Source organism: Methylobacterium persicinum, assembly GCF_022179525.1.
Lineage (GTDB): Bacteria > Pseudomonadota > Alphaproteobacteria > Rhizobiales > Beijerinckiaceae > Methylobacterium > Methylobacterium persicinum.
Genome location: NZ_BPQX01000054.1, coordinates 37,818 through 49,835, shown reverse-complemented (window position 1 = coordinate 49,835; position 12,018 = coordinate 37,818). Strand labels below are relative to the sequence as shown.

The 12,018-nt window shown below is 71.7% G+C and carries 12 protein-coding genes; 3 read left to right on the top strand and 9 right to left on the bottom strand.

Annotated features, from left to right (window positions below):
• Nucleotides 1–76: 76 nt before the first annotated feature.
• On the top strand, nucleotides 77–1,138 hold the full coding sequence (gene ada / locus MFF22_RS20405) for a bifunctional DNA-binding transcriptional regulator/O6-methylguanine-DNA methyltransferase Ada (RefSeq protein WP_238251956.1): 1,062 nt from the start codon (nucleotides 77–79) through the stop codon (nucleotides 1,136–1,138).
• A gap of 103 nt (nucleotides 1,139–1,241) precedes the next feature.
• On the opposite strand, the gene MFF22_RS20400 is transcribed toward ada, so the two are convergent.
• On the bottom strand, nucleotides 1,242–2,528 hold the full coding sequence (locus MFF22_RS20400; protein WP_238251954.1) for a DUF5666 domain-containing protein: 1,287 nt from the start codon (nucleotides 2,526–2,528) through the stop codon (nucleotides 1,242–1,244).
• A gap of 11 nt (nucleotides 2,529–2,539) precedes the next feature.
• Nucleotides 2,540–3,397 carry a DUF6502 family protein gene (locus tag MFF22_RS20395; RefSeq protein ID WP_238251945.1) on the bottom strand — a complete coding sequence of 286 codons (858 nt, stop codon included), beginning with the start codon at nucleotides 3,395–3,397 and terminating at the stop codon, nucleotides 2,540–2,542.
• A 470-nt stretch (nucleotides 3,398–3,867) separates the two neighbouring features.
• On the opposite strand from MFF22_RS20395, the gene MFF22_RS20390 reads away from it, so the two are divergent.
• Nucleotides 3,868–4,050, top strand: coding sequence for a hypothetical protein (locus tag MFF22_RS20390; protein WP_238251943.1), 183 nt, complete (start codon nucleotides 3,868–3,870; stop codon nucleotides 4,048–4,050).
• A 251-nt stretch (nucleotides 4,051–4,301) separates the two neighbouring features.
• On the top strand, nucleotides 4,302–4,739 hold the full coding sequence (locus tag MFF22_RS20385) for a phospholipase A2 family protein (RefSeq protein WP_238251941.1): 438 nt from the start codon (nucleotides 4,302–4,304) through the stop codon (nucleotides 4,737–4,739).
• A gap of 338 nt (nucleotides 4,740–5,077) precedes the next feature.
• Here MFF22_RS20385 and MFF22_RS20380 read toward each other — a convergent pair whose 3' ends face one another.
• The 7 genes from MFF22_RS20380 to MFF22_RS20350 form a co-directional block, all read right to left on the bottom strand.
• Nucleotides 5,078–5,872 (bottom strand): DUF1223 domain-containing protein, encoded by a 795-nt coding sequence (locus tag MFF22_RS20380; protein ID WP_238251939.1) that lies wholly within the window; start codon nucleotides 5,870–5,872, stop codon nucleotides 5,078–5,080.
• Between the two features lie 10 nt (nucleotides 5,873–5,882).
• Nucleotides 5,883–6,878, bottom strand: a complete 996-nt coding sequence (locus MFF22_RS20375; RefSeq protein ID WP_238251930.1) for a lipid A biosynthesis lauroyl acyltransferase — start codon at nucleotides 6,876–6,878, stop codon at nucleotides 5,883–5,885.
• A gap of 85 nt (nucleotides 6,879–6,963) precedes the next feature.
• Complete coding sequence (locus tag MFF22_RS20370; RefSeq protein WP_238251927.1) at nucleotides 6,964–7,986, bottom strand: zinc-binding dehydrogenase; 1,023 nt, start codon at nucleotides 7,984–7,986, stop codon at nucleotides 6,964–6,966.
• A gap of 171 nt (nucleotides 7,987–8,157) precedes the next feature.
• Complete coding sequence (locus MFF22_RS20365) at nucleotides 8,158–8,436, bottom strand: SH3 domain-containing protein (RefSeq protein ID WP_238251925.1); 279 nt, start codon at nucleotides 8,434–8,436, stop codon at nucleotides 8,158–8,160.
• Nucleotides 8,437–8,455: 19 nt separating this feature from the next.
• Nucleotides 8,456–9,247, bottom strand: coding sequence for an SDR family oxidoreductase (locus tag MFF22_RS20360; protein ID WP_238251915.1), 792 nt, complete (start codon nucleotides 9,245–9,247; stop codon nucleotides 8,456–8,458).
• On the bottom strand, nucleotides 9,244–10,527 hold the full coding sequence (locus MFF22_RS20355) for a beta-ketoacyl-ACP synthase (protein ID WP_238251913.1): 1,284 nt from the start codon (nucleotides 10,525–10,527) through the stop codon (nucleotides 9,244–9,246). Before MFF22_RS20355 ends, MFF22_RS20360 begins: the two co-directional genes overlap by 4 nt.
• A gap of 117 nt (nucleotides 10,528–10,644) precedes the next feature.
• Entirely contained in the window at nucleotides 10,645–11,916 is a 1,272-nt protein-coding gene (locus MFF22_RS20350) for a Zn-dependent hydrolase (protein ID WP_238251912.1), read from the bottom strand.
• Nucleotides 11,917–12,018 lie beyond the last annotated feature (102 nt).

Genomic DNA, 12,018 nt, shown 5'->3' with positions numbered 1-12,018 from the left:
CGCGGGATGTCGGCCGGGTTCGGCCGGCGCAGGATCCCGGGATGGGGCACAGGCCGTGCCCTGAGGAGTCCGTCTCATGCCCTCCACCCTCCCGGCCCCTTCCGACGATGCCTGCTGGGCGGCCGTGCTCGCCCGTGATCCGGGGGCCGGCGGGCGGTTCGTCTACGCGGTGCGCACCACGGGGGTGTATTGCCGGCCAGGCTGCACCGCGCGGACGCCCCGGCGGGAGAACGTGTCCTTTCACCCGACCTGCGAGGCGGCGGAGGCGGCGGGCTTCCGCCCCTGCCTGCGCTGCCGGCCGGACGGTCCATCCCCCGCCGTGCGTCGCGAGGAGGTAGTGGCCCGGGCCTGCCGGCTCATCGACGGGGCCGAGACACCCCCGCCCCTGGCCGACCTCGCGGCGGCGGCGGGGATGAGCGCCTTCCACTTCCACCGGGTTTTTCGCGACGTCATGGGGGTGACGCCGGCCACCTATGCCCGCGCCCGGCGGGCGGAGCGGATGGCGACGGCCCTGCCCGGTGCCGGCTCGGTGACGGGGGCGATCTACGAGGCCGGCTACGGCGCCTCCAGCCGGTTCTATGCCGAGGCGGGCGAACGCCTCGGCATGACGCCTTCGCGCTACCGCCGGGGCGGTGCCGGCGAGACGATCCGCTTCGGCGTCGGCGCGTGCAGCCTCGGGGCGATCCTGGTGGCGGCCACGGAGCGGGGCGTCTGCGCGATCCTGCTGGGGGATGATCCCGATGCCCTGGTGCGGGACCTGCAGGACCGTTTTCCCGCGGCGGATCTCATCGGCGGCGATCCCACCTTCGAGGCCTGGATGGCACGAGCCATCGGGATCGTGGAAGAACCGGGTCGGGCGCATGCCCTTCCCCTCGATATCGGCGGCACCGCCTTCCAGCAGCGCGTCTGGGAGGCCCTGAGGGCGATCCCCCCCGGCACCACCGCGACCTATGCGGAAGTCGCCCGGGCCATCGGCGCCCCCGGGGCGTCGAGGGCGGTGGCGCTCGCCTGCGGTGCCAATGCCCTTGCGGTGGCGATCCCCTGCCATCGGGTGGTGCGCTCGGACGGCACCCTGTCCGGCTATCGCTGGGGCGTGGACCGCAAGCGCGACCTTCTCACCCGCGAGGGGGTTCCGTAGACCCGACTGTCATCGCGCGCGAAGCGAAGCGACCCAGGACAGCGGGACCGCTCCGAAGGTCGCGCAAACGGGATTGCTTCGCTCCGCCCGCAGTGACGATGGGTCAACGGCGCGGGCCGGGCCCTCCCGGCCCACCGGGCCCGCCGAAGCCGCCGCCCGGGCCGCCGAACCCACCGGGGGGCGCCCCGCCGGGGGGACCGCCGCCTGGCATTCCGCCCGGTCGGCCGAAGCCGTCGGTGCGTCCGGGGCCGCCGAGGCCGGGGATGTCCCCCGCGCCGGGGCGGGTGTCGATGGAGTGCCCGCGGGGCTCGAAGCCACCGAGGCGCCCGCCGCCATCCGGCCCGAACCTTCCCGGCCCGTCCTCGGGCAGGACGCGCATGTCGAGGCGGTCGCGCTCGCGCTCGAAGCGGGGTGCCTGCGGTTCCTGCGGCTGCGGCGCGAGGCGCCCATCGGCGCGCAGGCGCTCCACCGTCAGGCCGCCATCCGGGGCGACGCGCGCCGTCACCACCGCCCGCACGCTGCCCTGGCGCGGCACCGTTGTGTTGGGCCGCCCCGAGACGGCGAGGCCGGAGCCCAGGGCGAGGCCCGGCCCGGCGCGGCCAATATAGGCCTCGATGGACACGTGACTGAGGCCCGGCGGGAAGGGTGTGCCGTTCAGCGCGGCCAGGGTCACGCGCAGCGTGCCCGCCTCGGCCTTGCCGGTAACGAGGGCGCGCTTGCCGGGCACGAGGGCGTCGGCCCCCTGGAGTTGCAGGCCGCCGATGGCGAGCCCGCCCTTCTCCCGGCGGACCGGCCCTGCGACGCGATCCGGCCCGGTGTCGCGGGGCTCCACGAGGCTCGCGACGATCACCCCATCCGGCCGGCGCAGGCCGCTCACCGCCACCCGGGCACCCTGCGTCCACTCGCCCGCGATCCCCTCCGTCACCACCCGCTGCCCGAGCACCACGAGCCGGCCGGGTGACACGAACTCCACCGGGCCCACCACCTCGCTCGTCACGTCGATGCGCTGCGTCGAGAGCCCGCCCTCGCCGGGGCGGGCCACCACATGCACCACCTGCCCGATCTTCAGGGCGGCGGCGGTGGCGGGCTCGCCGTCGATCTGGACCGCCACGTCCTTGGGGTAGGCGATGCGCAGGTCGTTGACGATGATCGAGCCGAACCGGCGGATGGTGCCGATCACCCCCGTGCCGCCGATGCCCCGGTCCCCGCCGAGGGTGGGACCGCCGGGCGGCGCGCCCGGAGGCTCGGCCGGGGCCGGCCCTGGACGGGCGCCCGTTCCGCCGATGCCCTGGTCGCGGGGCGCATCCTGGGCGCGGAGGCCCGGAGGTAGCAGGCCGGCCGCGCCGGCCAGGAGTTGCAGGACGAGCCGACGGTTCGGGGGAGGGACCACGGCGCGGCTCCTCAGCCCACGTCCGGCGGCCCTGCGGTCCCCGCCGCTTGGCCCACCTCTTCCCTGTAGACGTAGAGCCCGAAGTTCCACCGATGCGATCCGCCCGGGTCGGTACGGCAGGCGGCATGGGCCTCCCGGTTGGCCTGGGTGAGGGCTTCCATCGCGAGGTCCCGCGCCCGCGCCTCGAGCTTGACGGCAAGCTCCTCCGACAGGCCGTCGTAATGCACCGCCCGTTCGAGGAAGCGCGGCGAGGGACCGAGGATGTTCTCGGCGGCGGTGGCGATATGGTCGTGCAGGTTGCGGCCGAAATAGTAGAGCTGCGCCTCCGCATCGCCATCCGCACGGGGAAGATAGGCGGCTTCGGCCAGCACGATCCGGTCCTGCCCGTCGGCGAAGGCGAGCCCCCGGTCGAGCCATTCGTCGAGCACCGCCCGCGGGCGGACATCCCGGGTGACGCCGGAGACGAGGTTCTCGAAGGAAGGCTGGCCCGGTTCGGCGTTCCGCGGGAGGGGAAGGGGCTGGCCCGCCTCGTCCGTGAAGGCGGGATCCGCGAGCCAGCGCGCGACGATCCGGCCGGTGCGCGACACCGTGGCCGGCACGGCGCTGACCGGGGCCCCGGCACCCCGGAGCCGGCGGACTTCCTTCCGGTGGATCCCGGTCAGGAGGGAAACCCGGCTGTCCGTCTGCTCCTTGCCCGGCAGGACATAGTCGTACTCGGCGACGTTCACGTAGAGTTCCCGCAGCAGATCGGTGAGCGCGGGAAAGGTGATCCCACGGGCCACGAGGAGGCGCACGAGAGGGCGCAGCAGGCGCGCCAACGGCGCATGAAGCCCTCCCCCCTCCGGCTGCGTATCACGGCTGTCGGACATGCACCGTCCTTACCGCCCAGCTCCCGTGGGAGACAATCCCACAATGTGCGCGCAGACACGCCAAGCGCAGCAATTCCGATTGACGTGGGATTTTTGCACACGTAAATCGTCGGCGTGGTCAAATTTCCCACACAGTCTCGGAGCGGGAACACAGCAATGGCCGGTACCAAGCACATCCTTGTCGCCTTGCCCGCTCCCCCGCTGGTCCTGCCGCGCCGCCCGACGTCGCGGTCTGGACAGGACAATCCCCTGCCGCGGCTCGGGCGCCTCGCATGGCTCCTGGCCGCCTTCTCCCTGCCCGTCCTTGGGCTCGCTACCGTGGATCTGGTCCATCGCGGTGACGTCCCGGGGTCGATGCAGGCCGCGGCTTTGCCTCCCCCCTCAAGCGGAGTTGCGGTTCAAACGGACGCCATCCCGGTCAATCCGGCCGGGATGGCGTCTCGAGACGGCACCCGCCGGGATCCGAAGGCATGAATTCCCTCACGGTTCCGACCCCGATGAAACAGCGCGGCGACGGGAATGGCCCGACCTCGCTCCGGCGTTCCTCCGGCGTCCAGACGCCGGATCCCGGCGGGGGCGAGGCGATCCTCGACCTCGCCCTGTGCCTGATCCTGGCCGTCGCCGTCACCGGCCTCCTGGTTCTGGCCCTTTAGGGCCTGTTCCGACCCTGCTGACCTGTGGGGGACAAGCGCGATTCCGGACACGACCGGAATGCTACCATTCGCCGGCTTATCGGCCATTATGCCCTAATAATGGCCGGCAAATATTTTAAAACGGATCTTCGTCGGCCTGTTGTAGTCTGACGAAGAATGCGGAATATTAGATTAGCCGGCCCAATGTCATTGTCGGCGATTCGGCTTGGTCTAACTCCAGGGGGGAGTGGGCGAAACCGGAGTGACACGTCGTGACGAACCTTCGATCCCCTATCCGAACTTGTCTTTCCGCCGCCGTCATCGCGGGGGCGCTCCTGCTGGCGGCCGTGCCGGGCACCCACGCCCAGGAGGTCATCCAGACCCCGCGCGGTCCGGGCTTCCTGATCTACGGCAATTACTGCGGGCCGGGAAACCGCGGCCCCGCCTACGCCCCGATCGATGCCCTCGACCTCGCGTGCAAGCACCACGACATGTGCTGGCCGGAGGATCAGGCCGCCCTGCCGGCCTGTTCCTGCAACGAGCGCCTGCATGCGGAGGCCGGGCGGGTCGCCCATGACCCGCGGGCTCCCGCCAAGACACGGGAGACCGCGCAGTTCATCTCGGATTTCGCCACGGCGATTCCCTGTGAACCCGCCCATGAGCCGGGTCGGCTTATGCCGGGTGCCCTAAGACTGCCGGTGGCCCACTAAAGCCTGATCGACGTTTTGAATTTTACTGGTTAGCGAGCCGTGATCCTCAGGCTCCGGAACGGATCGTCCGGGAGCCTGAGGATGGCGTTGACAAAGCGGTACGAACTCAGCCCGGAGCGATAGCAGCGCATGGCGCATCTGCTAACCGACAAGCCTTGGGGATTCGGGTGGCTCGGTGGCCGGCAAGCTCGCCTCCGTCAACGGTGTGCTGCGGGTGCTGCGTTCAGGGACGCACGGGCACTATCCGCATAAGTGCTACGGCAACTGGAAGACGGCCCACAAGCGCTTCACTCGCCGCATGGCGATCAACCGTCCCACCACACCGCGGGATCAGACACTTAGAGGCCCGGCCCCTTCGCCGCACCGAGGATGCGTCCGGGGCGGCCCTCCCGGGCATGCTGCACCAGCACGACCCAGCTGTCGGCCTGAGCCACCGCGGCGGCGGAGAGCGGCACCTCGAACCGGGCGGCCTGCCCGGTCCAGGTGCCGAGGCGTTCAAGCCCGCGGACCACGTTCACGTAGGTGGCGACCCGCCCGTCGTTCTCGCCGCCCTCCACCTCGGTCTCGCGGCGCTTGAGGAGGGGGACGAGCCACACTTCGTCCTTGCCGTCGAGCTTGCCGGCTTTCGCCGGTACCGGCACAGCCGGCTCCGAAGCCCCCACCTCGACCACGATCCGGTTTCCCTGGACTTCCGCCCGCACGGGTACCGGCAGAGGGGTCGTCTGGCCCGCCTCGCGAAGGAGCCGCTCGACGGCCGGGCGGTTGGAGCCGATGGCGGCCGCCGTACCATCGACGATGGCCTGCGGGGTCATGACCTGACGGGCGCCCCGGGCCCTGGCATAGGCCCGTTGCCGCTCGTTGTGGGCGCGCAGGCCCAGCGTGTCGTGCCAGCCGAGATAATCCCAGTAGGTCACCGGCAGGGTCAGGGCGACGATCCCCGGCTTGTGGGCGAGGTCGCGCATCACCGGCTCTGCGGCCGGGCAGGCCGTGCAGCCCTGGCTGGTGAACATCTCGACCACCGCCGAGACCGGCTCGGCCCGGACCGCGACCGGGGCTAGGCCGGCAGCGGCCATCCACGCGCAGGGCAGGGCGCGCAGCGCGACGATCCGGGGTGGGAGTCGGGTCTGCCTCATGGCTGGGGGATCACAACGCGGTCGGCTCCGCCGGGGAAGTCACGTTGCCTTGAGATGGCGTGTTCCGCGACGCGGCCTTCGGAAGCATGTCCGGGCGCCAGCGGCGATGCATCCACAGCCACTGACCCGGATTCTCCCGGACCCAGCCCTCGATGACATCGGTCATCGCCTGCATGGCACCCACCACGTCGACGGTGCCCTGCGCATCCCGCGGTAGGTCCAGCGGCGGGGTCAGTTCCAGCCGGAAACGCTCGCCGGGCAACCGGATCACCCGCACGCCGTGGACCGGGCAGTCGTGGTGGCGTGCAAGCTTGCCCAGCAGCGGGTTCACGAGGCACGGGCGGCCGAAGAAGGTCACGACCACACCCCGGGTGAAGTGCTGATCGACGAGCTGCCCGAGATGGCCGCCGCGTTCCACCACGCCCTGCATCGCGAAGGCCGAGCCTGGACCCGACGCGGCGAGACCGCCCATCGTGCTGCGGCGGACCTCCTGCACCAGCCTCGCGGCGGCCGGGTTGTTCGGTGGGCGGAACACCGCGGTCGCCTCCAGCCCGAACTTCGCCGCGCAGATCGCAGGCAGCTCCCAGTTGGCGAGATGGGACGAGAAGATAAGTCCTGGCTGCCCGTCGTCCCGCAGGGCGAAGAAATGCTCGATGCCCTCCACCTCGCTGCGGAGGGGCCCGGTGGCCGCCGGGTCGTAGTCGAGGAGGGTGTCGAGGTGGGCGTATTCGGCCCCCGTCCGGCCGAGATTGTCCCAGGCCGAGAGGGCGATGGCCCGCACCCGTGCCTCATCCATGCCGGGGAAGGCGGCCCGGATGTTGTTCAACGCCGTGCGATGGGCCGGAAGCAGGGGGCCGATCCGGCGCAGGAGCCCGCCGCCGAAGGCCGCCGCCCGCTCCGGGCCGAGGAGGCGTGCGAGGGCGAAGATCAGGCGGATCAGCGGGATGCTGGCGTAGCCGGCGAGCTTCGGGAAGGATCGCTTCAGGATCAGGGCGAGGCGCAGCAAAGGGGTTGGCTTCCAGGGGCGGGGGCGCCCTTAGACCATGTTTCCCGCTGCGGTGCGAACGGGGCGCCGGAAAGGGGCCAGCGCCCTACAGCGCCACGATGATCTTGCCGAACACCTTGCGCGATTCGAGCCGCTCCAAACCCTGCGCGAAATCGGCCATCGGGTAGACCGTATCGACCACCGGGCGGATGCCGTCCTTCATCTTGTCGAGGGACTGGCGGATGTTGGCGAGGCTGCAGCCGAACGAGCCGGTGATGCGGTATTGCTGCTGAAACAGCTGCATCAGGTTCATCGTCGCGGTGGGGCCGGAGGTCGAGCCGCAGGTGACGAGGCGGCCGCCGCGCTTCAGGCACAGGAGCGAGCCGTTCCACGTGTCCGCGCCGACATGCTCGAACACCACGTCCACGCCCTTGCGCTTGGTCAGGCGGCGCACCTCACCCTCGAACCGCTCGGTGCGGTAGTTGATAATGTGGTCGGCGCCGAGTTCGGCGGCCTTGGCCCCCTTCTCGTCGTCGCCGACCGTGGCGAAGACCGTGCAACCGATGGCCTTGGCCATGCGGATCGCCGCCGTGCCGATCCCCGAGCCGCCGGCATGGACGAGGACGCTCTCGCCCGGTTCGAGCTTGGCGTTGTCGAACAGCATGTGCTGCACCGTGCCGAAGGCGATGCCGGCGCAGGCGGCGTCCGCGTCCTCGACGCCGTCCGGCACCGGGACCACAAGGCGGGCGGGCATAGTCACGAGTTCCCGGGCGAACCCGTCGATGTGGAAGCCCATCACGCCGCCGACCTCCTCACAGAGGTTGTCGCGCCCCTGCTGGCAGGCGCGGCAATGCCCGCAGGTGAGGGCGCCGTAGGGCACGACCCGCATGCCGGGGGTGAGGCCCGTGACGCCCTCGCCGACGGATTCCACCTCGCCCGCCGCCTCGGCGCCGACGGCGAGGGGCAGCTTCCTCTTGGCGAAGGCCATGCCGCGGAAGCCCCACACGTCGATGAAGTTGAGCCCCACGGCGCGGATGCGAAGGCGCACCTCGCCGGGGCCGGGGGGCGGCGGCGGCTCGATCTCGGTCAGGCGCAGGTCACGGTCACCGAAGAGTTGCAGGGCTCGCATGGGCACTTTCGCAAACGTGGTTCGGACCGCCGGCGACGGGTCGGCGACGATTCCGGCGTCATTGCTTCGCATTGCTCGCAAAGACGGTGACAGCGTTTCACGCGCCATGACGCCGCCACGGGCTCCGGGTCTGCGACGGGTATCACAGCTCCGCCCGGCCGCCACCTGAGTTCATTCCGGCGAGAGATACCGCCGCCGCGCCCAGCCGATCGTGCGGCCGACCCGGGCGCGGCACCATGTGGTGCGGCTCGGGGTGTCGTTGGTGCAGCCGAAGATCAGGGCGCGGTTGCGGATCTCGCCGACGACCTCGGCCGCGGCATCCGGCTCGGCGCGCAGACTCAGGGCCTCGCCGGGGGGAAGGCCGGTGACCCGGTAGGCCTGCGGCTCGGCATGGGCCGTGCCGACGGACAGGGTCGCGAGCAACAGGGCGGCGGCGAAGGGGCGGCGCATCGGCAACATCGCAAGGGGTTCAGGTGCGGTGGACGCCCATCATCGCCGTCAGCCCGCCATCCACCGGCAGCACCGCCCCGGTGATGTAGGCCGCGCCCTCGCCCATGAGGAAGGCGGTCAATGCCGCAACCTCCTCGGGCCGGGCGAAACGGCCGGCGGGGATCTGGCGCTCCATCCCTGCGCGATGGGCCGCGTAGGGGGCGAGCATCGCCGTGTCGATGAAGCCCGGCGCGATGACGTTCACCGTCACCCCGCGCTTGGCGGTCTCGACGGCCAGCGTCCGGCAATAGGCGATCAGCGCGCCCTTGGTGGCGGCGTAGGCGGCGTTGCCGGCATTGCCGCGCAGGGCCGCCACGGAGCCGATGGCGACGATCCGCCCCGAGCGGGCGCGGGTCATCCCCCGCACCAAAGCCTTGGCGAGGCGGGTGAGGGAATAGAAGTTCACCTGCATCGCCGCCTCGGCCCGGTCCTGGTCGAACATGGCGGCGAGGCCGTCGCTCGACTGGCCGGCATTGTGGACGAGGCCATGATACTCCACCCCCTCGGCGTTCTCGCAGAAGGCGTCGAGGGCCGCCCCGTCGGCGAGGTCGAGGGCGTAGGTTCGGATGCCGAGGCCCGGATGGGCCTCGTTCAGCTCGGCCGCCAGGGCCGTGGCCGCCTCGCCGGAGGCGCGATAGGTGAAATCGACGGCATGGCCGGCCTGCACCAGTCCGCGCACGATCGCGGCGCCGAGGCCGGTCCCGCCCCCGGTAACGAGGATCCGCTTGGCGCCCTCTCCGCCGGTGGCGTGGGAAAGATCCGCTCCGCTCATGCCGGCTCGGCCCCGAGCACCAGGCAGGTGTTCTGGCCGCCGAATCCGAAGGAGTTCGACAGCACCGTCCGCACCGGCACGTCCCGGGCCTCACCCACGATGTCGAGGCCGAGCGCCGGATCGGGGGTGCGGTAGTTGATGGTCGGCGGGATCCGCCCGTGGCGGATCGACAGCAGCGAGGCGACCGCCTCGATCGCCCCGGCGGCGGTCAGCGTGTGGCCGAGCATCGACTTGTTCGAGGTGACGGGCAGGGTCGCGGCCCGCTCGCCGAACACGGCGGCGATACCCGTGGCCTCCATCCGGTCGTTCTCCGGCGTCGAGGTGCCGTGGGCGTTCACCGTGTCGATGGCCTCCGGCGCGAGGCCGGCATCGTCGAGGCTCGCCCGGATCGCCGCGAGGATCGGCGCCCCGTCCGGGCTGGAGCGGGTGCGGTGGAAGCCGTCGCCCTTCTCGCCGCAGCCGAGCACGTAGCCGAGGATCGCCGCCCCCCGCGCCACGGCAGCGGCGGCATCCTCCAGCACCAGGGCGGCGGCGCCCTCGCCCATCACGAACCCGTCCCGGTCCTTGGAGAAGGGGCGGGAGGCTTCCTCCGGCGGATCGTTGCGCGTCGAAAGCGCGGAGAGCAGCGAGAAGCGGATCAGCGATTCCGGGTTCACCGAGCCGTCCGTTCCAATGCACAGGGCGGCCGACGCCTCGCCCCGGCGGATCGCTTCGACTCCAAGCTGGATCGCCGTCGCACCGGAGGAGCAGGCGGTGGAAAGCGAGATCGGCGAGCCGCGGGTGCCGAACCGCTCCGCGATGCGGTCGGCGACGGTGCCGAAGAGGAACAGGTCGTGCCACGCATCGAACCGGCCGGTCCCCGCCGCCCGCAGCAGGCCGGCATAGTCCACCGGGCCGTCGTCGCCCGCCGCCTCGGCGAGGGCCCGGCGCTGGGGCCATTCCATCTCCACGGGGGGGACGGCGATGAACAAGGGGCCGGGGAAATCCCCCTTGGGGCCGAGGGCCGCCTGATCCAGAGCTTCCTCGGCGGCCACCGCCGCGAAGCGCTCCGACAGGAGCGGGGCGACGAGGGGATCGGTGTCGAGGAAGTCGACGGTGCCGGCGATGCGCGTGCGCAGCCCTTCGGTGGGGAAGCGGGCAATCTCACGGATGCCGGAGCGGCCCCGAGTGAGGGCGGCCCAGGTGTCGGCCTGGCCTTGGCCGAGGGAGGAAACGAGGCCGATGCCCGTCACCGCGATGAGCGGCCGGCCCCTGGCGTCGCGATAGGCGCGTGCGGTCATGGGAGCGTCCCTTACGGGATTTTTCGCCGCCGCACAGCCGGGTCGCACGAATAGCCGGCCCGCGATGTCTCCCGCTCCGGCCCCTCCCCCTCCTGCCGGGGAGGGACCGGTGGCGCCTCACGCGGCGGTCAAACGCGTGTCGGCCAGCCGCAACACGGTCTGGAGCAGTACGTCGGCCCCGGCGGCGCAGTCGGCCTGCGTGGCGGATTCGGATTCGTTGTGGCTCACCCCGTCCTTGCACGGCACGAAGATCATCGCGGCCGGGACCCGGCCAGCGAGGTTGCAGGCGTCATGTCCGGCCCCGGAGATGATCCGGCGCCTGGGGAGCCCGAGGCCCTCGGCGGCCTCCTCCACGGCGGAGACGATCCGTGGGTCGAAGGGCACCGGCTCCTTGCGCCAGATCCGCTCCAGCACAAGCGACAGGTGCCGCCGCTCGCCGATCTCGGCTGCCGCCTGCCGCAGCTCCGCCTCCATGGCGTCCAGGGTGCCCGAGCGCGGGTCGCGCATATCGAGGCTGAAGGCGATCCGCCCCGGCACCACGTTCCGCGAGGGTGCGAGGATGCCGGCCTCGCCGATGGTCGCCACGGCGCTCGGCCCATGGGCGAGGGCGATGCGCTCCGCCGCCAGGGCGAATTCCGACAGGCCGAGGAGCGCGTCCCTGCGCCGGGGCATCGGGGTGGTGCCGGCATGGCTTTCGAAGCCCTCCACCGTCCCGTCGAACCACGCGATGCCCTGGCCGCCTTCGACCACGCCGATGGTCTTGCCCTCGGCCTCCAGGATCGGGCCCTGCTCGATGTGCAGTTCCACGAAGGCGCCGATGGTCCGCTCTCCGACCGCCTCGCCGCCCCGGTACCCGATGGCGTCGAGGGCCTCGGCCACGGTGACGCCCGCCCCGTCGCGCTTGGCCAGGATCTCGTCCGTGGTGAACTCGCCCGCATAGGCCGCCGAGGCCATCATGGCGGGGGCGAAGCGCGAGCCCTCCTCGTTGGTCCAGTTCACCAGCAGCAGGGGCGCCTGAGTCTCGATCCCGGCGTCGGCCAGTGTGCGCATCACCTCGAGGCCGGCGAGAACGCCGAGCACCCCGTCGAACTTGCCCCCCGTCGGCTGGGTATCGAGGTGGGAGCCGAAGGCCACAGGCGGCAGGCTCATGTCCCGGCCGGGCCGGAGGGCGTATTGTGTGCCGAGCGCATCCACGCTGACCGTCAGACCCGCCGCCTCGCAGGCCTCGCGGAACCAGTCCCGCACCCTGCCATCCTCCGGGGAGAGGGTGAGGCGGTTGATGCCGCCCTTGGGCGTACCCCCGAATCGCGCCGTCTCGTGGATCGTTGCCCAAAGGCGCGACCCATCGCTGCGGAGGTTGTGGGTGCTGCTGGGGTTGCTCTCACTCATGACCAATCCTTTTGCGGGCCGCCGCCTTCCGTGGGAAGCTCCGCGGCCACCGGACTTCCGGCCGGCCCGTCCAGCAACCCCGATGCCAGCCGGGGGCGCCCA

Coding starts and splice junctions, on each gene's coding strand:
- ada (WP_238251956.1), top strand. CDS start 77: ATGCCCTCCACCCTCCCGGCCCCTTCCGACGATGCCTGCTGGGCGGCC.
- MFF22_RS20395 (WP_238251945.1), bottom strand. CDS start 3,397: ATGTCCGACAGCCGTGATACGCAGCCGGAGGGGGGAGGGCTTCATGCG.
- MFF22_RS20390 (WP_238251943.1), top strand. CDS start 3,868: ATGAATTCCCTCACGGTTCCGACCCCGATGAAACAGCGCGGCGACGGG.
- MFF22_RS20380 (WP_238251939.1), bottom strand. CDS start 5,872: ATGAGGCAGACCCGACTCCCACCCCGGATCGTCGCGCTGCGCGCCCTG.
- MFF22_RS20370 (WP_238251927.1), bottom strand. CDS start 7,986: ATGCGAGCCCTGCAACTCTTCGGTGACCGTGACCTGCGCCTGACCGAG.
- MFF22_RS20365 (WP_238251925.1), bottom strand. CDS start 8,436: ATGCGCCGCCCCTTCGCCGCCGCCCTGTTGCTCGCGACCCTGTCCGTC.
- MFF22_RS20360 (WP_238251915.1), bottom strand. CDS start 9,247: ATGAGCGGAGCGGATCTTTCCCACGCCACCGGCGGAGAGGGCGCCAAG.
- MFF22_RS20355 (WP_238251913.1), bottom strand. CDS start 10,527: ATGACCGCACGCGCCTATCGCGACGCCAGGGGCCGGCCGCTCATCGCG.
- MFF22_RS20350 (WP_238251912.1), bottom strand. CDS start 11,916: ATGAGTGAGAGCAACCCCAGCAGCACCCACAACCTCCGCAGCGATGGG.